Here is a 21,831-nt window from a genome sequence, read left to right as displayed (position 1 = left end):
TTGTCTCGAAAACCATACGTTACCCCAATCAAATTGGTTCTATTCACTTTATTGCTGCTTTTTTTTGCGCTATTTGCGCTTTGGCGACGAAAGCGCGCCGTAATTGCAATCACCTGCTGCATCGTCTTCTGGGCGTTCGGTGCGGGCTGGCTCTCGCGCCCGGCGCTCGACTACGTTCAGCGCGGCTATGAACGTGCGCTTGCACCTGAATTCGCGCCGCGCACGACAATCATCCTGCTCGGCGGCGGCACCGATCGGCACGGCGATTCCCGCCTCGTACCCAAGCGCGATTCGATCCTGCGCATCCGCGTAACGGCCGAGCTGTATCGCGAATGCAGGGACCATGGCGCCGCGTGCCGGGTCATCGTGAGCGGCGGCGATCCGCAGCGACACGGCGAGGCCGAAGCCGACAACTACGCGCCCTACCTGCTCGCGCGCGGCGTGAACGGCACCGACCTCACGCGCGAGAACCAGAGCCTCAACACATACCAGAATGCGCGCAACGTCGCCGCCATTCTGCGGCCCGAACATGACGAAACGCTGATCGTCGTCACTTCTTCGTATCACATGCAGCGCGCGATGCTCGCTTTCGAGGCTTTCGGTCTGACGCCGCAGCCTGTCGTGTCGAACGTGCGGTTCGCGCGCGCGACCTTCTTTCCGACCATCGAAGGATTCGTCACGGCCGAGATCGCATGGCACGAACTCATCGGAATCGCGCGCTTTCATGTGTATCGCGAGCTGCATCTCTACTGATCCGCTTTCGATCCGCTCCATCGCAACGCGATTGCCACATTCGACGCGCACAATCATCTCGAATTAATAAGGACTAGAAAACGCCGTGGGCCGACGGTATCATCGCCGCGCTCAGTCTTCGACTGGCTGGAGCCGGGCATCCGATATCGATACCGCCGAGTTTCCTCATTCGCTCATGATCCGACTGCCTGACTATGCGCTTTCAATTCTGTCGGGCGATTGGATGCAACATCGACTCGCATTGTTGCGCGAGCGCCCGCAGGAGCGGTTTTTGCTCAGACGTAAGGCGATGTCCAAGCATCGGACAGGCGATTCCCGGGTTCAACTACTACTAGGAGGTAACAATGAAGAAAGTGTCCCTGGCTGTTCTGTTGTCCCTTGGCGCGGTCGCATCGAGTGCGTATGCGCAGGGTGATCAAGGCGTGACGATGAGCACCGATCCCGCCAAGATTTCCGATATCGAAATGCGTGCGCAGAATTTGCAAGCGAGCCAGGATAGTATGCAAAACATGCCCGCCCAGGCGCCGGCCCACAAGGGCCACCACAAGAAATCCGGGTCGAAGAAAATGGCACCGGACGCCGGGCAGTAAGCCGGCTGCTTCCGCGGGAAACATAAAGCCGGAAACCGCGCTTCGCGCGCGGTTTCCGGCTTTATTCATTGGTCGCGAGGGATCGCGAGCCATCGATTTCCGACGGCGTGCACGGGTCAATCGCGTGGGCGGTATGCTACATTGCGCATCGACATTTTTTGCCCCTTTTCCCGTTGAACCCGCTAACGCACGCAGGTGCGGAGGACAGCATGAGCAATATCCAGCTCGATATCGAATGGACCGAAGCCGCGTCTCGCAAGATTGAAAAACTGATGCCGCGCAGCGCCAACAAGGACGCCTATCTCGCGCTTCCGCCGGTGGAATGCCTGCCGATGGAAGGCGATGTCCTGTTTCTCGGCCCGGACGGCAAGCAGCAGCCGTTCATCGTCGCCGAGCGCCAATATCATCACGACGGCGACGCCGACTGGACCATCATCCTCATCCTCGACGTCCCGCACGAAACGCATTGAACGTGCGATGCGGCGCGCTCGCGGCGAGCGTCAGAGCTTCGCCACGACGTGAATCTCGCCATGCTCGACGAGAGCCGGCGCATTGAGCCGATGTGCCTGGATATGCGGCGAGCGGCCGTGTTCCTCGAGCGCGGCTTCGCTTGTCCAGCGCTCGAAGAACACGAAGCGCCGCGGCTCCTTCAGATCGCGATGCAAGTCGTATTGCAGGGCGCCGCGCTCCTTGAGTGTCGGCTCGACGAGTCCCTGCAACGCTTCCTTCAGCTTCTCTTCCTGCCCGGGTTTCGCAACGAACGTAGCAACAACGGCAATTTCCGACATGGGCGGTTTCCTCGAATGAAAGAAGCACAAGGATAACTGCGCGGCGGATTGTTCGCCCGCTCGCCGGCGCCGGCTTTCGCGGTATGGACGAAAAAAGAAAAACCCGCGTCTCATCGAAACGCGGGTAAAAACCGTCGCCCTACGAGGATAGGCGACGGGGCCACCGGCGGCCGCGCGCACGCGCGAGGCCTGTATTCGGACAAAAGAAGCAATGCGGCGCCCGTCGTCGGACGCGTCGTCTGGCCCGCACCGCAGACGCGTAAAAATCCGCGGTTGGATCGCATGCCGTGTGTGCACTGTACCCGGCAGGCGATTGATTCTTATAAGCTTTCCCGCACATAACCTTACCGAAAGATTGCACGCTGCCGTCGACGCGAAAGCGAGCCTGATCCGGGGCGCGTCCGCCCGTGCATGCATAAAAAAACCGCCTCGATATCGAGGCGGTTTTGCGTTCGGCGAAACGGCTGGATGCCGCAATCAGCTGATCTGATCCGCGAGCAATGCCATGATCTGGCGAGCCTGCGGTGAGGAATCCACTTGGCCCTTGTCGTCGACGATCGACACGCGGGTTTGCTGTTCCGTGATCGCCCGCACGTTGACTTCGTATTGCTTCGCGACTTTCTCCTTTCTGCCGTGGAACACCTGGCTCCAGAAGCCCTGCTCCGCCGACGTCATGTCTTTCGGATCGACATAGCGAACGAAGTAGACGCCCTTCCCGCGGTCACGGTCGTCGACCGTGAAGTTGCTGCGGTCCAGCGCGATGCCGACGCGCAACCACGCACGGTCGTAGGGCTCAGGCAGCATCAGTTCCGCGGACGACGCCTCGGGCACCGTGTCGTTGCGCACCGCCGTCTGGCTGGAGAGCTGGACGTTCTGCGCCGCGGTCGCCGTCGCGGCCGAATTGCCGCCCTTCGCAGCGGCTCCGGTCGTTGCCGAGGTGCCGAGCGTCGACGCATCCGATCCGCCCGCCATGCGCGAGTCCGTCATCGCGAGCGTCGCCATCAAACGCTTCAGATATTCGTTTTCGAGCGCCGGATCGTTCGGACGAGCCTGCCACTGGCTCGAATCGTTGTTGACGCCCGTCAGCGCCTCGCGCATGCCCTTCTGGCTCACGAACACGTAGGTTCCGCCATTGGGCGCCACTTCGAGACGCGTGCGGTATTTGTTCCGCTCGGCGGTCACATAGGAATTGCCGGTCGCCTTCGACAGCGTATTGCGAATCAAACCGTCGGAAATTTGCGGATGGGTTTCGTTCCAGTCAGTTTCCATCACGCCCTTGTCGCGGGCATCGACAACGAGCAAAAAGCCCTGCTCCTGCCAGAAACGTCGAACTTGCGGCCAGACCTGGTCCGGCGATTTGTTGTCGATGACGAGCCAGCGCTCCGTGCCATCGCGCTGGATACGCATGCCCGATACGGGCGGAACCACGGTCGGAGCAGTCGGGGCGGTCTTCTGGACTTGCTGCAGGTCGGACAGCGTCGCCTGGCCGCCTTGAGGCGGCAACGAACGCTGGTCGGACGCTTCATCGAGCAAATTCGGCGGAACTGCGAGCGACGCCTGCTTCGAGCGTTGATCGCTCTTGTAGTTGATCGCGGTGGGGGACGACGTACCACATCCGGCCACGAACCCAGCCGCCATCAAGAGTGCTGCCAACCGCTTGGTCACACGAAAATCTGTCATGTTTGGGAAGTCCTTCCGCTACGCCACGGGGTTTTCCGTGGATCAACCCAGTATTTTACCGGTGCCGCGCGTCGCCGTGCAAAAACAGCATTGCTGCGGCGCCATTTTTCGGCGTGTGCTGACTTCGGGCGCTCGAAAAGTGGTGGCGGGGTATGCGGCAAATGAGCCTGAGCGTGGTGATTGTCACGGACCGTAAGTTGGCTTCGTTGACTGCCAGTCCACTAGTCCTCGCCAGCCGCGCCCTTCATCTCGAAATCATTCGCCGGCACGGATCGTTTGACAAATATTGACATTCACCCATTGGATCCGACGCACCATCGAGAATCTCAACCTTTTGATTAATAAGCATTATTAACATTTTAACTTCGCATCTTAATAACCCTTCTCAGCGGCATCCTATCGCGTCGTGTTGTTGACGTCCCATCCTAAAATTTCATCTCAAAAATGAACTCCATTGGATCGGATATCGCAATGACGACCTCTCGCTTCAGAACTCCTTATTATTCAATCGTAGCCGCGATCGCCTGTTCAACGATGACCGGTGCGCCCGCCCACGCACAACTAGGATCGACGATTGACACGAATTCCGGTTCGTCGTCCGCCAGGGTCATGCAACACGCGAAGGGCGGCCAGTTGTCCTTCAACGAAACGACCGATTCGAACGGCATCACGGTGCGCCAGTACGTCGACTCCGCCGGCGCGGTCTATGCCGTCACCTGGCGCGGCGCCGCGATGCCCGACCTCCAGACGCTGCTCGGCGGCCACTTCGCGAAATACCGGAGTGCGGCGGCGGCCGGCTCGCCGATCAACCATGGGCTGCATGCATCGCTTGTTTCGAAAGACGATCTCATGGTCGAGAGCGCCGTGCGCTTGCGTCAATTCGTCGGCCGTGCGTGGCTCGACAGCGCACGGCCGGCTGGCGTCACAGCCGCAGACATCGAATAGGAGTCGACGCAATGCCATCCAATCGATATGTACTGCTTGTGGCGACGTTCGTCGCAATCATTGCGACCGGCGCGCTTTACGGTTGCGGCGGCGGTGGCGGCGACAGTTCGTCCGCGGCAGGCGGTTCGACCCCTGCCAATCCCGCTGCCGCTCCCGCTTCCGATGCCGTGGCGCCGAATCCTGCAACGTCTACGTCCGCCAATGTCGTACCGCAGTCGACCACGCCGAACGTCCAGCCGATCAGCGTGTCGCGCGTCGACACCGGTACCCGCAACCTGCTGCAGACGAGTGTCACGATCTGCGTGCCCGGCACCGACAACTGTCAGACCATCGACAACATTCAGGTCGACACAGGCTCGCAGGGCCTGCGCATACTCGCCTCGGCGCTCTCCCCCTCGCTCGCATTGCCGGCCGTCGCGACCGGCACTGGCGCAAACGCCGCGCAATGCACCGTGTTCGGCTCCGGTTACACCTGGGGCGCAGTGCGGACCGCCGACATCCGCCTCGCTGGCCACGTTGCCGCCGCGACGTCGATTCAGGTGATCGCCGATCCATCCGTGCCCGCCGCCGCCGACGATTGCTCCAAGTCAGGCCTGCCGATGCTCACCGCCGCCCGCCTGCGCAGCAACGGCATCCTCGGTGTCGGGCCGTTCAGCGCGGATTGCGGCAGCGGTTGCGCGAACACGCCGCTGCCGCGCTGGTATTACGCGTGCACGCCGGGCTCCACCGGCACATGCACGGCAAGCACGTTCGCCGTCGCGCAGCAGGTGACGAACCCGGTCGCGCGCTTTCCGGCCGACAACAATGGCGTGATGATCGAGCTTCCGGCCGTGCCGAACGCCGGCGCGTCGTCGGTTGCGGGCACGATGACGTTCGGCATCGGCTCGCAGTCCAACAACCTGCTCGGCGATGCCACAGTCCTTCGTGGCAGCACGTTATCCGGTTTCGTCCTTACCGACTTCGGCGGCAGCACGTTCTCGACGAGCTTTATCGACAGCGGTTCGAACGGACTCTTTTCCCCCTCGAATACGCTGGCCGTATGCGGGCTCTGGTATTGCCCGCCGACGCCTCAGAGCCTCACGGCGACCGTTCGCTCGACGACCGGCGCGGCGCGCGACGTGAGCTTTTCCGTGGCGACATCGACGACGCTCTTCGCGAGCAGCAACAAGGCGTTCTCGAACCTGGCCGGTCCAGTTGGCAATTACTTCGACTGGGGCCTGCCGTTCTTCTTCGGGCGACGCGTCTTCACGGCGCTCGAAGGCCGTGCGACACCCACGGGCAATGGGCCGTACTACGCGTTCTAGCACGTCGAGCGCGACCTGCTATATCGCAGAAAATGCAGCCGGGCCGCCCCGGTCAGCTGGGGCGGCATTGTCACCGCTTTCGTATCGAACGGATTATTCGCCGAGCGAAAGCGTCTCGCCGCGACGCGCGAACCGCAACTCGACACGCCGGTCGCCGGCAAGGCAATCGACGAGCGCGCGGCGGTTGCTCATCGCGCACTGTGCACCCGGCGATGCGGGTCCATATCCATGAGCCTGAGTGGGCACCGTGACGCCCTGGCCCTGCAGATACTGCTGAACGCTCTTTGCGCGCCGTTGCGACAACGCACGGTTATAGGCCACGCTGCCGAGCCGGTCGGTATAGCCGGAAACCACGACCCCCGACACGTCGCCGGCACGCTTCACGTCGGCGATTACCGAATCGAGCTTCGACCTGCCGTTCGCCGTGATCGACTCGATGTCGCCGCGATCGAACGCGAAGAGCGCATCGGCCGATAGCGTGATTTTCGGCGGAAGCGGCGCAGCGGCAACCGGAGGCCGCGGCACCGCACAGCCGTCGAGATGTGCGCGCGCTTCCCTCATCACGCGCTCGACCGCATCGACTTTTTCCTGCGCGGCGTCGAAATTGCGCGCCCACGCGTCGTGCCCGGCGTGCATGAGCTTGACTTCCATGCACGCGACTTCCCGTTGCGCCTGCGGACAGTACGCAAAGCGGGAATCGCTGCGCATGACGCCGAGCGACGCGGCGAGGTCGAGCCGCAGCGGGGCGACGGTGCGTAGCGACGGATTGTCGAGCGAGGTGGCTCGGCCGGCCTCCAGTTCGGTCGTCAGGCGGGCAGATTCGCCCAATGCCTCCTCGACGAACCCCCAGCCGTTCTGCAACGCGATCTCTTCATTGGCGGCATCGAGCCAGCATTGATCCTTGTATCCGAAGTAGTTTTCTTTCCCTGAACCGAGCCCGTCGAGCCTCGATTGCAGCGACGCTCTCACTTCCCGCGGCGCCTTGATTTGTCCATAGACGTCGGTCCATTGGCGAACCGCGGCGCCCGCGCTTTCGCTTTGCTCGGTGGAGAAGCCCCTTTGCAGGACGGTCGGGTCCTGGATCGCGAGCTTGTCGCGAACGGCCGTCGAGCAGCCCGCAAGCCAGAGCGCGCAAGCTGGCGCAATGATGGTGTGTTTCATGTGTGTAGCCCGTGTCGGAACCACGACGCGCCTCGCGCCGTGGCTGTGATGTCGCACCGTCGAACGACGGAAATGTTGGTGATCAGCTGCCGAACACGTAGCCGATGCCCGCGCGAACGATGGTGCTGTTGCCGCCCGACGACGACACTCCCGCGTTGAAGTTCAGGTTGCCTTTCTCGTTCCAGCGCGACACACCGATGCCGAGCGCTGCCTGTCCGCGATAGGCTGCGACGCCTGCGTTGAGCGCGGTGCGGCCCGGCAGATACGGCGTCACCACGTTGAGCGCCGATGCCGCCGCGATGCCCTTGCGCGTGTTGCGGTCGAGATCGCGAATCTGCTGGTCGGCGTTGTTAAAGCGCTGGTCCGTGTAATTGTTCGCTTGGGCGAGCGAGTTGCCCGACGCGCGATTCAACTGGTCGAAGTTGACTGCATCCGTGGCCGACGTGCCCGCAGCGACATTCGTGATCTGCCGCTCCGCGCCCGCCGCCCCGACCGACACGCTGTTCTTGCGATCGGCAATAGAGTTCGCGCCGAGCGCGACCGAATTGTCGGCACTCGCGGTCGCGCCGGCGCCGGTGGACACGGCGTTCACGCCGCTCGCGAGCGCATTTGCGCCGAGTGCGAGGGAGTGCGTACCGCTCGACACCGCCGCTTCTGTCGCCCCGTTGCCATCCGCGCTGAAGAGCGCCATGGTCGTGGCCGTGAAGTTGCTGACCTTGCCGATCGCATCGTTCAACTGGCCGACGTTGACCCCGTCGGTGACGAGCGCGCCAGCCGCGACGTTGTGCAGCGTCGTACCGCCCGCCATGCTGTTGCCAAGCGTCACGTTCGCGTAGTCCGTGGCGCCGCTCGCCGTCCTGTCGTAGGTGAGCGCTGCGACGGTGTTGCCCTTGCTGTCGATCAGACCCGAGCTCTTCAGTTGCGAGACGTTCACGGCATCCGTGTCTGCGGTGCCCGCCTTGACGTTCGTGATCTGCCGCTCATGCCCGACGGCGCCGACTGAAACGGTGTCGGCGCGGTCGGCGACTGAATTCGAGCCCAGCGCGACGGCGTTCTTCCCGCTCGCCTGCGCATTGCCGCCGATCGCGAGCGCGTCCGCGCCGGAGGCCTGCGCGGCGACGAGGGACGAGTTCGTTGTGAAATATTTGAAAGAGCCGCCGTTCTGGAGGCTATCGACCATCTGCCTGGTCTGGAGCAGCTGGTCGCCGTTGACAGCGTCCGTGCTGCCGCCCACGACCCGGCCAGCCGCGACGTTGCGCAGCGCGACGGGCGCGGATGCCGACGCGCCGCCGAGCGTCACCTGGCCGCGATTGACGCTGCCATCCGGATTGGTATCGTAGACGACCGCTGCCAGCGTATTGCCGTCGGGATCGACGAGGCCCGAATGCTTCAACTGGGCGACGTTGACTGCGTCCTGATCGGCGACGCCGGCCTTCACGTTGGAGATGGTCGTACCGTCACTGCCGCCGAGCGTGATCCTGCCCTTACCGGCGTCGTCGTAGGCGACAAATGCATTCACTGCGTTACCGCTCGGATCGATGGTGAGACCCGCGTCCTTCAGTTGTTTCAGGTTGACGGCGTCGGTGTCTCCCGCGCCTTTTGCCACGTTCGACAGGACCGTGCCCGCCGTGCCGCCGAGCGTGATCCTGCCCTTGCCGGTGTCGTCGTAGGCGACGAACGCATTCACGGCGTTGCCGCTCGGATCGATGGTGAGGCCAGCGTCCTTCAGTTGTTTCACGTTGACGGCGTCAGTGTCTCCCGTGCCTTTTGCCACATTCGACAGGACCGTGCCCGCCGTGCCGCCGAGCGTGATTTTGCCCTTGCCGGTGTCGTCGTAGGCGACGAATGCGTTGACCACGTGACCGCTCTCGTCGACGGTCAGGCCCGCGTCCTTTAGCTGCTTCAGGTGACGGCGTCCATGTCGGCCGTGCCGGTCGCGACGTTCGACACGACCGTCCCGCCTTTGCCGCCGAGCGTTACCTTCGTTTTGGCAGAATCGCTATAGGCGACGAATGCGTTCGCCGCGTTGCCGTTCGAATCGATCGTGAGCCCTGCATCCTTCAACTGCTTCAGATTGACGGCGTCCGTGTCCTTGGTGCCCTTCGCCAGATTGGACACGACCGTCCCCGCTGCGCCCGCCAGCGTGACCCGGCCCTTGACCGTGTCGTCGTAGGTAACCAGCGCATTCGTGGGGCTGCCATCGGAGTCTGTCGCGAGGCCGGCTTTTTTGAGTTGCGACAAGTTCACGGCGTCCGTATCCGCCTTGCCGGCCAGCACGTTGTGAACCTGCACGCCAGCCTTGCCATCGCCGAGGCTGACTGATGTCCTGGCCGCGCTGTCATACCGGACCGCGTCCGTCGATGCACCGACACCCGCGCTCGCCGCCGCTTCGATCGCGCCGCCGACGTCCGCGTACGCCTTGCCGCCCACGGTGAACGATGGCGAACTGATCTTTCCGTCGGACCCGAGCGTCGCTCCGCCGCCAAGCGCCGCTGCCGTGCTCGACGCCACCCTGTGCAATTGCGATGCGTTGACGGCATCCGTGCTGGCCGCGCTCAGCAGGCCCGGCGCAACGTTCACGATGCGTCGTTCCGCGCCCTTCGCCCCAATCGATACGACGTTGCTTTGCGAACCGTCGCTACCACTGCCGAGAACCACGCTGTTGGTGCCCGACACGGAGACATCGTTTCCGAGCACCATCGAGTTCGTGGCGCTCACGGTCAGCTGGTTGCCGAGCGCAACGGAATTGGCACCGGAAACGACATTGTTCGACCGGACCGAGATAGACTTGTCGGTCATCGTATTGCCCGTATCGCCGACGATCGAGTTGTTGCCGATCGTGATGCTGTCGGTCGAGCCTGCCTGCGCGAAGTTGCCGATGGCGAGGGCACGTGCGCCGTTGGTGGCCTGAGCGTTGACCCCGATCGCCGTCGAGCCGACGCCGCTCGAGATCGCCGAATTGCCGATGGCGACTGCACCTTCGTTGCCCGAACTCGTGTTCGTGCCGATCGCGACCGCTTGCAGACCGTTGGCGTGCGTGTTCAGCCCGATAGCAATCGAATCCGAGCCAAGCGCTTCGATCTGCTGCTGTATGTCGGTCGGTCCGGACTTGATCAGTTGTTCCGGCGGCAGCGTCGGATCGGTCAGCAGGATCAACTCGCGCGACTGGATTGCGGCAAGCGCGGAGGGCGCTGACTGAGCGCCGATATTGCGCTGACTCGACGTCAGGGCCCCGAGCGCGCGGGTGACCTGCGTTGCATACATGACGCTTGTATCCGCTGATGCGGACGCAAGTTGTCCAGCCTCCGCGGCATGAGCCATGTGCGGCAGACCGAACAAGGTGAGCGTAGCCAGGGCGGCACGCCGCCTCGACCCGTTGGACGCAATCGCACGCGCGCGTGCAAGCGCACGCGAAAGCGCCTCAGAATCCGGATTCAAAGCCTGATTCGTCGATGCGACATCTTGATTCTTCTTCATTTTTATTCGATCACTCTCAGTATTAAAGACGCGTAGAACGCGCCCCGTAATTGTTGACTTTACACAGCTATCCTAAATATTTTGGATGCACCGATTTGAGCATGGGTCCAGGCGTTCGAGCACGCGTGCCGGTAATTAACCCGGTCCTTCTACAACACTGAATTGGATTACTTGCTTCGAATGCCTAATCAATATCGCGACACTTGGACGCAACATCGATATCCCTTACCCGCTAGAAAGCAACCAAACTCGCGCAAGATTCTGACAAACGAGTAAATTTTCAACCACACGAAAAATCCTAAAGACCCTCTAAATAGCTGAACGGACTACCTTTTCCATTGGCATCTCAGGCCGTTCGGCATAGCCCGATCAGTTGATTCGCGACAGATTGCCACCGAACGCGCGGACAAAACAAAAGGCCGCCCCGGCGCAAACCGGAACGGCCTTCTCATTCAGCTTCGGCAAACGACGCTTTACCCGCGCGCCGCTCCCGACCTGATCACCCCGGTGGCAACGCCTTGTCGTCCTCGTCGAAGATCTTCTGCGCCAGATGGAACGCCGAGTTCGCCGCGGGCACGCCGCAATAGATCGCGGTCTGCATCAGGATCTCCTTGATCTCGTCGCGCGACACGCCATTGTTCTTCGCCGCCCGCAAATGCAGCGCCAGTTCCTCGTTGCGGTTGAGCGCGACCATCATCGCGATGGTCACGAGGCTGCGCGTGTGGCGCGGCAAGCCCGGCCGCGTCCAGATCTCGCCCCATGCATAGCGCGTGATCAGGTTCTGAAACTCCGTCGTGAGATCGGTGCGATTGGCGAGCGACCGGTCCACATGCGCGTCGCCGAGCACCGCGCGGCGCACGCCGAGGCCCGCATCGTAACGTTCGTCTTCGGTCATTGTTGTTCTCCCAGGAACTCCAGCACGTGGCGGGTGTATTCCGCCGATTTTTCGATGTTCGACAGATGCGCCGCGTCGAGTTCGACGTAGCGCGCCCCTTCTATATAGCCGGCAAGTTCACGGCCCTGCTCGGCCGGCGTCGACATGTCGTGCGTGCCGGCGATCACCAGCACCGGTGCCTTGATGGTCTTCGCTTCGCCGCGCAGGTCGGCGTCGCGGATCGCTTCGCAATTCGACGCGTAGCCGTCGCCCGAGGTATGGCGGAACACGTCGCGGATCGGCGCGAGCACGAGCGGCTCGCGCTCGATGAAGCCCGCCGTGAACCAGCGCGGAATCACTGCATCGGTGAGACCGATCATGCCACCGACCTCGCGCGCCTTCGCCGCGCGCGGCGTCCAGACGGCGTCCGAACCGATCAGCGCCGCCGTATTCGACAGCACCACGCGCTCGAAGCGCTCCGGGTGGCGCGCGGCGAGGCCGACGCCGGTCAGCCCGCCCATCGACAGGCCGCAGTAGTGCGCACGCTTGATGTGCAGCGTGTCCATCAGGCCGATCACGTCGCCGATCAGCTGGTCGATCGTGTAAGGGCCCTGCGGCGCGTCCGAGTGGCCGTGGCCGCGCGTGTCGTAGCGCAGCACGCGGAACTTCTTCGCGAACGCCTCGGCCTGCGGCGCCCACATCGACATGTCGCTGCCGAGCGAATTGGACAGCACGAGCCACGGGGCGGTCTCGCCCGCGTCGGCATCGATGCGATAGTAAAGCTGGATACCGTTGACGGCGACGTGAGGCATTTTGCGTTTGGCTCCTGGGTTTCGTTCCTGACGGATCACGCGTTGGCGTGATGAAGCTCGAGCGCAGCATCGATGAATGCCTGCGCCTCGCCGGCGTAATTCGCCGGGTCGAGCAACTGTTTCAACTGATCGGTCGAGAGATGCTGCATGACGGTGGCGTCCGCGCCGAGCACGTCGAAGAGCGTGCGGCCGCTCGCGACCGCCTCCTTCGACGCGCGCTCGACCAGCTTGTGCGCATCGAGCCGGCCGATCCGGTCGCCGAGCGCGAGCATCACCGCTTCGCCGAGCACGAGGCCGCGCGTCGCGGCTAGATTCGCCGCGAGCCGCTCGGTGTTCACTTCGATGTCCGCGACGATTGTCTTCATTTGCGCGAGCGCGCCCCCCGCGAGGCGAGCAAGTTCCGGCAGCGCTTCCCACTCGGCCTGCCAGCCGCCGAGCGCGCGCTCGTGCTCCTGCACCATTCCCGCGAAAATCGTCGCGACGAGACCCGGCGAGCGCGTCGCCGCGGTCAATACGGCAGCGCAACCGACCGGATTGCGCTTGTGCGGCATCGTCGACGAACCGCCCTTGCCCGCTGCAGCCGGTTCCGCAAGTTCGCCGACCTCGGTCTGCATCGACAGCGAAATATCGCGCGCCATCTTGCCGAGCGTGCCGATCAGCATGCCGAAGCACGAAGCGGTTTCCGCGATGCGGTCGCGCTCGGTATGCCACGGCAGCGCGGGCAGCGCGAGGCCGAGTTCGTCGGCGAGCGTCTGCGCGACCGGCTGCGCCTTGTCGCGCAGGCTCGCGAGCGTGCCCGCCGCGCCGCCGAACTGCAGTGCGAGCGCGCGTGAGCGCAGCGCTGAAAAGCGCTCGCGGTGACGCGTCAGCGCGTCGAGCCATTGCGCGAACTTGAGGCCGAGCGTGATCGGGAGCGCCTGTTGCAGCCAGGTGCGGCCGATCATCGGCGTCGTGCGGTATTTCCTTGCCTGGTCGGCAAGCGCAGCGCACAGGTCGCGCAGGTCGGCATCGACGATGTCGAGCGCCGCGCGCAACTGGAGCACCGTGCCGGTGTCGATAATGTCCTGACTCGTCGCGCCCCAGTGGACGTACTTGGCGGCTTCGGCGTCGGCGTCTTTCACGACGGCCGTCAGAAGCTTCACGAGCGGAATCGCCAGATTGCCGCCCGCCGCCGCGCCGGTCATGAGCGCGCGCGCGTCGATCGCGTCCGCGCGGCACGCGGCTTCGATCGCGCCGACCGCGCTCGACGGAATCACGCCATGCGCCGCCGAAGCACGCGCGAGCGCGGCTTCGACGTCGAGCATCGCCTGGACGGTCGCGTGCGGCGACCAGACCGCGTTCATCGCATCGGTGCCGCAGATGAGGTCGGTCAGCCGTCCGGTAGCCGCGAACATGGCGTCAGACACGTTCGATCGCAATCGCGATGCCCTGACCCACGCCGATGCACATCGTGCACAGTGCGAAGCGGCCGCCGGTGCGATGCAACTGGTAGCTCGCGGTCGTGACGAGGCGCGCGCCGCTCATGCCGAGCGGGTGGCCGAGCGCGATCGCGCCGCCGTTCGGGTTGACGCGGGGATCGTCGTCGGCGATGCCGAGCATGCGCAGCACGGCGAGGCCTTGCGACGCGAACGCTTCATTCAGTTCGATCACGTCGAACTGGTCGATGGTCATGTTCAGGCGCTTGAGCAGCTTTTGCGTCGCCGGAGCCGGGCCGATGCCCATCACGCGCGGCGCGACGCCCGCGGTCGCGAGGCCGAGAATGCGCGCGCGCGGCACGAGGCCGAAACGCTTCGCGCTGTCTTCGTCGGCGATGATGAGCGCAGCCGCGCCGTCGTTCACGCCCGACGCGTTGCCCGCCGTAACGCTGCCGTCCGGGCGCACGACGCCCTTCAGCTTTGCGAGCGCCTCGATGCTCGTCTCGCGCGGATGCTCGTCCTGCGACACGACAATCGGATCGCCCTTCTTCTGCGCGATCGTCACCGGGACGATTTCCTGCGCGAGCGTGCCGTCCTTCTGCGCGCGCGCCGCCTTTTGCTGGCTGCGCACGGCGAACGCGTCCTGGTCGGCGCGGCTCACCTTGTAGTCGTCGGCGACGTTTTCCGCCGTTTCCGGCATCGAATCGACGCCGTATTGCTTCTTCATCAGCGGATTGACGAAGCGCCAGCCAATCGTCGTATCGTAGATGTCGGCCTGACGCGAGAACGCCGAGGTCGCCTTGCCCTGCACGAACGGCGCGCGGCTCATGCTCTCGACGCCGCCCGCGATCAGGAAGCTCGCCTCGCCCGACTTGATCGCGCGCGCGGCGATGCCGATCGCGTCCATGCCCGAGCCGCACAAGCGGTTCACGGTCGTGCCCGCGATGCCTTCGGGGAGACCTGCCAGCAGCGTCGACATGCGCGCGACGTTACGATTGTCCTCGCCCGCCTGGTTCGCGCAGCCGTAGATCACTTCTTCGACGGCGTTCCAGTCCACGTCCTTGTTGCGCTCCATCAGCGCGCGCAGCGGCACCGCGCCGAGGTCGTCGGCACGCACCGACGAAAGCGCGCCGGCATAGCGGCCAATCGGGGTACGAATCGCGTCACACAAAAATGCTTCTTTCATCAATGTCTCCGGATTAATCGGTACAGGCAGCGTTACAGGCAGCGGTTCAGGCGGCTTCGGTCAGCGGCGCGTATTGCAGCGGCACCTTGGCGAGTTCCTGGAGCTCTTCGAACGACAAGCCATCGACGATTTCGCGCACGACGAAGCCTTCCGGCGTCACGTCGAACACGGCGAGATCGGTGTACACGCGATCGACGCAGTCCACACCCGTCACCGGGTACGAGCACTCCGCGACCAGCTTGCTTTCGCCCTGCTTCGTCAGCAATTCCATCATCACGTAGACCTGCTTCGCGCCGATCGCGAGGTCCATCGCGCCTCCGACCGCCGGAATCGCGTCGGGCGCGCCGGTATGCCAGTTCGCGAGATCGCCCTTCGCCGACACCTGGAACGCGCCGAGCACGCAGAAATCGAGGTGGCCGCCGCGCATCATCGCGAACGAATCGGCGTGGTGGAAATACGCGCCGCCCGTGAGCAGCGTCACGTGCTGCTTGCCGGCGTTGATGAGTTCGTCGTCTTCCTCGCCCTTGGCCGGCGCCGGTCCCATGCCGAGCAGGCCGTTTTCGCTGTGCAGGAAGATTTCGCGGTCCGCCGCGAGATGGTTGGCGACGAGCGTCGGCACGCCGATGCCGAGGTTCACGTAGGCGCCTTCGGGAATGTCGGCGGCGACGCGCTTCGCCATTTCGTCACGAGTCAGTTTTTTCATGGCTGTTCCTTTCTGCTTAGGCCGCGAGTTCGGCTTGGTGGACGGCTTGCGGCACTTCCACGACGCGCTGCACGAAAATGCCCGGCGTGATGATGTTTTCCGGATCGAGCGCGCCGAGTTCGACGACCTGCGACACCTGCACGATCGCGGTCTTCGCCGCGCTCGCCATGATCGGCCCGAAGTTGCGCGCAGTTTTACGATAGACCAGATTGCCCCAGCGGTCGCCCTTATATGCCTTCACGAGCGCGAAATCGGCGTGCAGCGGCGCTTCGAGCACGTAGTGCTTGCCGTCGATCAAGCGCGTTTCCTTGCCTTTCGCGAGCTTGGTGCCGAAGCCGGTCGGCGTGAAAAAGCCGCCGATGCCCGCGCCTGCTGCGCGGATGCGCTCCGCGAGATTGCCCTGCGGCACGAGTTCGAGTTCGATTTCGCCCGCGCGGTAGAGCGCGTCGAAGACCTGCGAGTCGGTCTGGCGCGGAAACGAGCAGATGATCTTGCGCACGCGCTTCGCCTTGAGGAGCGCGGCGAGGCCCGTCTCGCCGTTGCCGGCGTTGTTGTTGACGATCGTGAGCTCGCGCGCGCCCTGCTCGATTAGTGCGTCGATCAGTTCCGACGGCATGCCCGCCGTGCCGAAACCACCGATCATGATGGTCGCTCCGTCGTGCACATCCGCCACCGCCGACGCGAGCGAATCGAAAATCTTGTTGATCATGCCGTTCTTCTCCTGCGAGTGGCCCGGCGGCTTTGCGAAGCGCTCGACGCGAACACGATATGCCGGACCGGACTCGGGGTTAACCTGCTTGTTCAAAACACTTGATCCGAATTGTTCGACATGCGAACATCGATTCGATTAGCGAACATCGCGATGTTATTCCGGCGTTCGTTGTCGTGTCAACGAACTAGGGGTTTTTACCGACGGACGGCCCCGCTCTCACTTTCGCTCCATGAATAACGATCTGCAGCAAGCTCCCGCCGCCGACGAGCCGGAAGCATCCAGGCCCGGCGATTCGTATGTCCAGTCGTTCGCGCGCGGACTGGCCGTAATCCGCTCGTTCGATTCGAGCCGCCCCGCGCAGACGCTGACCGAAGTGGCCGCCGCCTCAGGCCTCACGCGCGCGGGCGCGCGCCGCATCCTGCTGACACTGCAGGCGCTCGGCTACGTCGAGGCCGACGGGCGCCGCTTCCAGCTTACGCCGAAGATCCTGGACCTGGGTTTCGCCTATCTCACGTCGATGCCGTTCTGGAATCTCGCCGAGCCGGTGATGGAGGAACTCGTCGAGCAGGTGCACGAAAGCTGCTCGGCCGCCGTGCTGAACGGCACGGACATCGTCTACGTGCTGCGCGTGCCGACCCACAAGATCATCACGCAGAACCTCTCGATCGGCAGCCGTCTGCCGGCGTTCTGCACGTCGATGGGCCGCGTGCTCCTCGCCGCGCTCGACGACGCGCAACTCGATGCCGTGCTCGACGCGAGCGAACTCGTCGTCCGCACGCCGCGCACGCTCATCGACAAGGCCACGCTCGCAGTTGCGATCCGTGTCGTGCGCCGCCAGGGCTGGGCGATCGTCGATCAGGAACTGGAGGAAGGGCTGATTTCGATGTCCGCGCCGATCCGCGACCGGCAGGGCCGCGTGATCGCGGCGCTCAATATCAGCGGGAACGCGCAGCGAAAGAGCGCGAAGCAGATGGTGAAGGCGTTTCTCGAGCCGCTGCAGGACGCGGCACAGCGCGTCTCGGAGATGGTCGCGCGGCGCGGATAGGCACAAGCTCCACTATTCGAAAAGGCGAAAGAGAAGTTACCCTCTATCTCGCCAGCCGATAACCGCGTAGAAAACGCCGCCGCATGAACGACCTCGATCTGAACCTCATCCCGTATCTCGTCGCGATCGAGGAGACGCGCAACGTGAGCCGCGCCGCCGAGCGGCTCGGCGTGAGCCAGCCGCGCGTGAGCACGGCGCTCGGCCGGCTGCGCGAGTACTTCAACGATCCGCTGTTCGTGCGGACTTCGCGCGGGATGGAGCCGACACCGCGTGCGCTCTCGCTCGTGCCCGCCGCTCGCGAGGCGCTCGGGCGCATAGAACGAGGCCTCCTCGACACCCAGCATTTCGATCCCGCCACCACGACCGACACGTTTTCGATCGCCCTGTCCGACGTCGGCGAGATCGTATTCCTGCCGCGCCTTCTGCAAGCGCTTGCCGTCGAGGCGCCGCATGCGAACCTGCGCTCCGTGTCGCTCGCGCACGGCGAAGTCGAACGCGGGCTGGAAGCCGGCGACATCGATCTCGCGGTCGGCTATTTCCCGGACCTTGGCGGCAACAACTTCTTTCAGCAGCGGCTCTTCTCGCATCGCTTCATCTGCCTGATGCGGCGCGATCATCCGTTCGCGCGCGGGCCTTTCACGCTCGAGCAGTTCATCGAATGTGGACACGCCGTCGTGCGCGCCGAAGGACGCAGCCAGGAAATCCTTGAGAATTTTCTCGACAAACAACGTATTCGCCGGCGCGCAGTGCTCGAAACGCCGCACTTCATGAGCCTGCCGTTCATTCTTTCGCGCACGGATCTGATCGCGACCGTTCCGCACGCGATCGGCTTCGCCTATGTCGCCGAACATGCGTCGATCACGCTCACCGAGCCGCCACTGCCCCTGCCGCGCTTTGATCTCCGGCAGCATTGGCATCGCAAGTTCCACAACGACGCGCGCACGATGTGGCTGCGCGGCGTCGTCGCGTCGTTGTTCAACGATGCGCTGGATGAATGGCCGAAGTGACGGCGCCCCACGATCACCCGGCTAGAATGGGAGTTTTGTTTCCTGCCGGGAAATGATCGATGGATGCGCTGACCAGCTTGCGGGTGTTTCGGGAAGTCGTCGAAGCGGGAAGTTTCGTGAAGGCCGCCGAGCGCCTCGACATCTCGACCGCGATGACGAGCAAGCATGTCGCGAATCTCGAACGCCAGCTCGGCGTGCGCCTGCTCAACCGCACGACGCGCCATCTGAGCCTGACCGAAGCCGGCAGCGTCTATTTCGAGCAGTGCAGCGAGGCGCTCGACATCCTGGAGGCCGCCGAAGCGGCCGTCGGCGCGCAGACGGCGCATCCGCAAGGCGTGTTGAAGGTGACGGCGCCCGGCTGGTTCGCGACGCGCAAGTTCGCCGACATCCTGGTGGCCTACTGCGAACGTTATCCCGAGGTACTGATCGACCTTCGCCTGGAGAACCGTTTCGTCGATCTCGTCGAGGAAGGCTACGACCTGGCGCTCCGTGCGACGTCAGAGCCGTCGCCTTCGCTGATCGTGCGGCCGCTGTGCAAGGTGCCGTTCATCCTCACGGGCGAGCCGGCGTATCTCGAACGCAAAGGCACGCCGCGCCGCCCTGACGATCTGGACCGGCATCGCGTGATCCTGCCGACCTACACCAACATCGAGACGGTCGAACTGAGCGGGCCGGACGGCACCTTCACCGTGAAGAATCAGGCGGTGTTCAAGACCAACGACACGTCGATGTCGCTTCAGCTCGTACGCGCCGGGCTCGGACTCGCGTACTTCCCGGAGTGGATCGTGGCGCCCGAACTCGCGGCGGGCCATCTCGTGCGCGTGCTGCCGGACTATGCCGCGTTCGCGCCTTCGGTGTACGCGGTCTATACGAGTCGCAAGTACATGACGACGAAGGTGCGTACGTTCATCGATTTCCTGTCCGAGTCGCTGGGCTGACTGGGGGGCGTTGCTGGCCCGGACGCTGACCGAAGGCCTTAGTCATTTAGGATAACTCGTATTCAAGCCCACCGGCCGCTGTGTGAAGATCCCGCCCGATTTTGGTCTCTCGCCCAGTTCCCTTCGAGCCGCGTGGCGAGCGACGAACGAGCCTTCCCACTCCTACTGCGATCGGATCCGCGATGAACTTCCCGTGGTTTCAACTGTTCCTCAACTTCATGCTGCTCGGAGCGGCCGTGTTCATCTGCAACACGATCAACGCGAGCCTGCGCGTGGCACGGTGGAAAGGCGCGTTGATCTTCGTCGGCTTCTGCCTGCTCGCCATGGCGCTCGACTTCGTGCTCATTCACGTGTTCGCTTCGGCAACGTCGGCAGAGCGGACAAGCTATGTGAACCTGGCGTCGATATCGGCCTGGACGGAACGTGTCGTCGCGTATGTGATTTGTGCCGTGGGTATCGTGCTCGCGCTTCGCTTCCGGCAGCGCTCACGCAGCCGGGGCCGGAGGCCGGTCATCATCCAGACGTCGGAGTATACGCAGTCGGAGTTGGCGGGTTGAGGTTGTCGCGATTGCACGCGCGCATAGTGAGTGGATTTGCGAAGCGTCGTCGGCAAAGGCTTTCCAAGGGTTCTCAATACGAAACCCGTCTGATATACTTTTCCTCTTTCGGGGCGTAGCGCAGCCTGGTAGCGTACCTGCATGGGGTGCAGGTGGTCGGAGGTTCAAATCCTCTCGCCCCGACCAAGGAAATCAAGGACTTAGCCTTCACCGGCTAGGTCCTTTTTCTTTTCTGCTTCAATGTCCTTCACAGACACGCGACACTCGCCGTTCATACCCGAGCAGTTCTGAAGAGCATGGCCGACTGGCCATTCGATGTGGATCGCATCCCGCTCGCCGGTAATCTCAGCGGATCTTGAGCTTGCTCCATCCGCCATCTGCCGCGAAGAGTGCGGTAGACTTCCGGCGACATTTTTCAGGATCGATATGAGAACCATTGCTTCGCGCGTGATGCTCGCCGGCCTCGCGTGTGTTCTTGCTGCATGCACAACGGGCTACCAAAACGGCCAGCAGTGCAAGCAGAAGATGATCGCCACCTACCCGACTGCCGACGTGCCGTTGGCCGTCGAGGCGACGAAAATCGCGCATCGCGGATCGCGCGTCGTGGTCGAGGGCAGCTACAAGAGTGTGTCGCGCACGCTCGTGACGACGCAGATCAAGGGCGGCCAGACCAGCACCGTCAAGGTGGCGACCGTCAATGTTCCCGCGGCGGTCGAATGCACGTTCCAGGAAGAAACGATGACAAGTTTCAGATGGCTCACCCCGCTGAAATTTGCGTGGGTCTACGAACCCGTCGTCGAAGCCGAGCACGAGTAGTATCTCGAGGCCCGCGCGCGTATTGGCCGATCATTCGCCAGGCACGCGGAGCGAACCGGCTCGTTGCTTGACCATCGTCCCTGCCGATCTGCGAGGCTTCAAAACGAAAACGCCGCGACTCTCGTCGCGGCGCTTCAATTCAACTCGATTCGAAAAGCTGGCTTACCCGCCAAGCAGATCGATCACCTGCAGGATTTCCTTCCTCAACTGCTCCACATCGACCGCAACCTGAGCCGCCGATTGCGCGCCGATCTCGGCTTCGTCGCCATCGTCGCCGTTCACGCGGCCATGCGAATCGAGCCGGTTCCGCGCCCCGTTGATCGTGAAGCCTTGTTCGTAAAGCAGTTCGCGGATACGCCGGATCAGCAGCACTTCATGATGCTGATAATACCGACGATTCCCGCGCCGCTTGACCGGCCTCAACTGCGTGAACTCCTGTTCCCAGTAGCGCAGCACATGCGGTTTCACGCCGCATAGTTCGCTGACTTCACCAATCGTGAAGTAGCGCTTGGCCGGGATCGGAGGCAAGACGACTTTTTCCATCGTCGATCAACCTTCGTGGGTGGATATCGCAGAGGCGCTGGCCAATATGCAAATTCAAACGCGAGGCAGCGCGGTTTCGTCCGTCAGCGGCCGAAGCTGGTTTCCGCGCCGGTCTCGACCAGCGCCTTCAGTTTCTGGCTCGCGTGAAACGTGACTACGCGACGCGCGGCGATCGGAATCGCTTCGCCCGTCTTCGGATTGCGTCCCGGCCGCTGCGGTTTGTCGCGCAACTGGAAATTGCCGAAGCCGGACAGCTTGACGCTGTCGCCGCTTTCGAGCGCATCGCGAATGACTTCGAAGAAGGCTTCGACCATGTCTTTCGCTTCGCGCTTGTTGAGTCCGACGTGGTCGAACAGCATCTCGGCCAGTTCGGCTTTCGTGAGCGTCGGCGTCTCGTTGGACGCCGCGCCGTTCGAAGTCGGGATATCTCGGATCATGGCGCTGCGTTGCGCCGAAAGAAGGGCTTCGAAATCACTCGAGTTCATTTGGTTCATATCATAAAAATGGCGTGACGATGAAGACGGA

Annotated in this window: 24 protein-coding genes and 1 tRNA gene; 11 read left to right on the top strand and 14 right to left on the bottom strand. The window is 63.3% G+C overall.

The annotated features are described in order from the left end of the window. Positions 1 to 51: 51 nt before the first annotated feature. From AWB81_RS17215 to AWB81_RS17205, 3 genes are all read left to right on the top strand, one after another. The gene (locus tag AWB81_RS17215; protein WP_087135040.1) at positions 52 to 753 is read left to right on the top strand and encodes a YdcF family protein; all 702 of its coding nucleotides are present in this window, start codon (positions 52 to 54) and stop codon (positions 751 to 753) included. Positions 754 to 1,097: 344 nt separating this feature from the next. Further along, entirely contained in the window at positions 1,098 to 1,343 is a 246-nt protein-coding gene (locus AWB81_RS17210) for a hypothetical protein (protein ID WP_062637469.1), read from the top strand. 209 nt (positions 1,344 to 1,552) lie between these two features. After that, positions 1,553 to 1,813 carry a hypothetical protein gene (locus AWB81_RS17205; protein ID WP_062637467.1) on the top strand — a complete coding sequence of 87 codons (261 nt, stop codon included), beginning with the start codon at positions 1,553 to 1,555 and terminating at the stop codon, positions 1,811 to 1,813. Positions 1,814 to 1,843: 30 nt separating this feature from the next. Here the strand turns inward: AWB81_RS17205 and AWB81_RS17200 are convergent, their stop codons facing one another. Next, positions 1,844 to 2,131, bottom strand: coding sequence for a putative quinol monooxygenase (locus tag AWB81_RS17200; RefSeq protein WP_062637465.1), 288 nt, complete (start codon positions 2,129 to 2,131; stop codon positions 1,844 to 1,846). A gap of 477 nt (positions 2,132 to 2,608) precedes the next feature. Beyond that, positions 2,609 to 3,811: an NlpB/DapX family lipoprotein gene (gene bamC, locus AWB81_RS17195; protein WP_062637463.1), complete on the bottom strand. Its 1,203-nt coding sequence runs from the start codon at positions 3,809 to 3,811 to the stop codon at positions 2,609 to 2,611. A gap of 534 nt (positions 3,812 to 4,345) precedes the next feature. On the opposite strand from bamC, the gene AWB81_RS17190 reads away from it, so the two are divergent. Both AWB81_RS17190 and AWB81_RS17185 read left to right on the top strand, forming a co-directional pair. Then, on the top strand, positions 4,346 to 4,756 hold the full coding sequence (locus AWB81_RS17190; RefSeq protein WP_062637460.1) for a DUF2844 domain-containing protein: 411 nt from the start codon (positions 4,346 to 4,348) through the stop codon (positions 4,754 to 4,756). Positions 4,757 to 4,767: 11 nt separating this feature from the next. Beyond that, positions 4,768 to 6,060: a DUF3443 domain-containing protein gene (locus AWB81_RS17185; RefSeq protein WP_062637459.1), complete on the top strand. Its 1,293-nt coding sequence runs from the start codon at positions 4,768 to 4,770 to the stop codon at positions 6,058 to 6,060. Positions 6,061 to 6,153: 93 nt separating this feature from the next. Here the strand turns inward: AWB81_RS17185 and AWB81_RS17180 are convergent, their stop codons facing one another. The 9 genes from AWB81_RS17180 to AWB81_RS17140 form a co-directional block, all read right to left on the bottom strand. Continuing rightward, positions 6,154 to 7,221, bottom strand: a complete 1,068-nt coding sequence (locus AWB81_RS17180) for an OmpA family protein (RefSeq protein WP_062637458.1) — start codon at positions 7,219 to 7,221, stop codon at positions 6,154 to 6,156. A gap of 82 nt (positions 7,222 to 7,303) precedes the next feature. Next, positions 7,304 to 9,079 (bottom strand): YadA family autotransporter adhesin, encoded by a 1,776-nt coding sequence (locus tag AWB81_RS17175; protein WP_062637457.1) that lies wholly within the window; start codon positions 9,077 to 9,079, stop codon positions 7,304 to 7,306. A gap of 44 nt (positions 9,080 to 9,123) precedes the next feature. Continuing rightward, positions 9,124 to 10,698, bottom strand: coding sequence for a hypothetical protein (locus tag AWB81_RS17170; protein ID WP_062637456.1), 1,575 nt, complete (start codon positions 10,696 to 10,698; stop codon positions 9,124 to 9,126). A gap of 499 nt (positions 10,699 to 11,197) precedes the next feature. Then, positions 11,198 to 11,593: a 4-carboxymuconolactone decarboxylase gene (pcaC, locus tag AWB81_RS17165; RefSeq protein WP_062637455.1), complete on the bottom strand. Its 396-nt coding sequence runs from the start codon at positions 11,591 to 11,593 to the stop codon at positions 11,198 to 11,200. Further along, complete coding sequence (gene pcaD, locus AWB81_RS17160) at positions 11,590 to 12,384, bottom strand: 3-oxoadipate enol-lactonase (protein ID WP_062637454.1); 795 nt, start codon at positions 12,382 to 12,384, stop codon at positions 11,590 to 11,592. Before pcaD ends, pcaC begins: the two co-directional genes overlap by 4 nt. Positions 12,385 to 12,419: 35 nt before the next feature. Then, positions 12,420 to 13,778, bottom strand: coding sequence for a 3-carboxy-cis,cis-muconate cycloisomerase (locus AWB81_RS17155; protein ID WP_062637453.1), 1,359 nt, complete (start codon positions 13,776 to 13,778; stop codon positions 12,420 to 12,422). 4 nt (positions 13,779 to 13,782) lie between these two features. Beyond that, on the bottom strand, positions 13,783 to 14,985 hold the full coding sequence (gene pcaF / locus AWB81_RS17150; protein WP_062637452.1) for a 3-oxoadipyl-CoA thiolase: 1,203 nt from the start codon (positions 14,983 to 14,985) through the stop codon (positions 13,783 to 13,785). Between the two features lie 46 nt (positions 14,986 to 15,031). Further along, entirely contained in the window at positions 15,032 to 15,688 is a 657-nt protein-coding gene (locus AWB81_RS17145; RefSeq protein ID WP_062637451.1) for a 3-oxoacid CoA-transferase subunit B, read from the bottom strand. A 16-nt stretch (positions 15,689 to 15,704) separates the two neighbouring features. After that, entirely contained in the window at positions 15,705 to 16,397 is a 693-nt protein-coding gene (locus tag AWB81_RS17140; RefSeq protein ID WP_062637551.1) for a 3-oxoacid CoA-transferase subunit A, read from the bottom strand. A 232-nt stretch (positions 16,398 to 16,629) separates the two neighbouring features. Between AWB81_RS17140 and AWB81_RS17135 the strand changes: the two genes are divergently transcribed. From AWB81_RS17135 to AWB81_RS17115, 5 genes are all read left to right on the top strand, one after another. Beyond that, positions 16,630 to 17,445 carry an IclR family transcriptional regulator gene (locus AWB81_RS17135; RefSeq protein WP_062637450.1) on the top strand — a complete coding sequence of 272 codons (816 nt, stop codon included), beginning with the start codon at positions 16,630 to 16,632 and terminating at the stop codon, positions 17,443 to 17,445. Between the two features lie 83 nt (positions 17,446 to 17,528). Next, positions 17,529 to 18,452, top strand: a complete 924-nt coding sequence (locus AWB81_RS17130) for a LysR family transcriptional regulator (protein WP_062637449.1) — start codon at positions 17,529 to 17,531, stop codon at positions 18,450 to 18,452. Between the two features lie 59 nt (positions 18,453 to 18,511). Next, the gene (locus tag AWB81_RS17125; protein WP_062637447.1) at positions 18,512 to 19,390 is read left to right on the top strand and encodes a LysR family transcriptional regulator; all 879 of its coding nucleotides are present in this window, start codon (positions 18,512 to 18,514) and stop codon (positions 19,388 to 19,390) included. Positions 19,391 to 19,572: 182 nt separating this feature from the next. After that, entirely contained in the window at positions 19,573 to 19,947 is a 375-nt protein-coding gene (locus AWB81_RS17120) for a hypothetical protein (protein ID WP_062637445.1), read from the top strand. A 109-nt stretch (positions 19,948 to 20,056) separates the two neighbouring features. Beyond that, positions 20,057 to 20,133 (top strand) — tRNA-Pro (locus AWB81_RS17115). A gap of 14 nt (positions 20,134 to 20,147) precedes the next feature. Here the strand turns inward: AWB81_RS17115 and AWB81_RS17110 are convergent. Next, positions 20,148 to 20,384 carry a hypothetical protein gene (locus AWB81_RS17110; protein ID WP_062637443.1) on the bottom strand — a complete coding sequence of 79 codons (237 nt, stop codon included), beginning with the start codon at positions 20,382 to 20,384 and terminating at the stop codon, positions 20,148 to 20,150. Between AWB81_RS17110 and AWB81_RS17105 the strand changes: the two genes are divergently transcribed. Then, the gene (locus AWB81_RS17105; protein ID WP_097190316.1) at positions 20,374 to 20,763 is read left to right on the top strand and encodes a hypothetical protein; all 390 of its coding nucleotides are present in this window, start codon (positions 20,374 to 20,376) and stop codon (positions 20,761 to 20,763) included. The genes AWB81_RS17110 and AWB81_RS17105 overlap by 11 nt on opposite strands. A gap of 162 nt (positions 20,764 to 20,925) precedes the next feature. Here the strand turns inward: AWB81_RS17105 and AWB81_RS17100 are convergent, their stop codons facing one another. Together AWB81_RS17100 and AWB81_RS17095 are read right to left on the bottom strand one after the other, a co-directional pair. Continuing rightward, the gene (locus AWB81_RS17100; protein WP_062637439.1) at positions 20,926 to 21,306 is read right to left on the bottom strand and encodes a MerR family transcriptional regulator; all 381 of its coding nucleotides are present in this window, start codon (positions 21,304 to 21,306) and stop codon (positions 20,926 to 20,928) included. 83 nt (positions 21,307 to 21,389) lie between these two features. Then, positions 21,390 to 21,800 carry an integration host factor subunit alpha gene (locus AWB81_RS17095; protein ID WP_062637437.1) on the bottom strand — a complete coding sequence of 137 codons (411 nt, stop codon included), beginning with the start codon at positions 21,798 to 21,800 and terminating at the stop codon, positions 21,390 to 21,392. Positions 21,801 to 21,831 lie beyond the last annotated feature (31 nt).

Source organism: Caballeronia arationis, from assembly GCF_001544975.2.
GTDB classification, from domain to species: domain Bacteria; phylum Pseudomonadota; class Gammaproteobacteria; order Burkholderiales; family Burkholderiaceae; genus Caballeronia; species Caballeronia arationis.
This window is presented reverse-complemented; position numbering and strand designations above follow the sequence as displayed.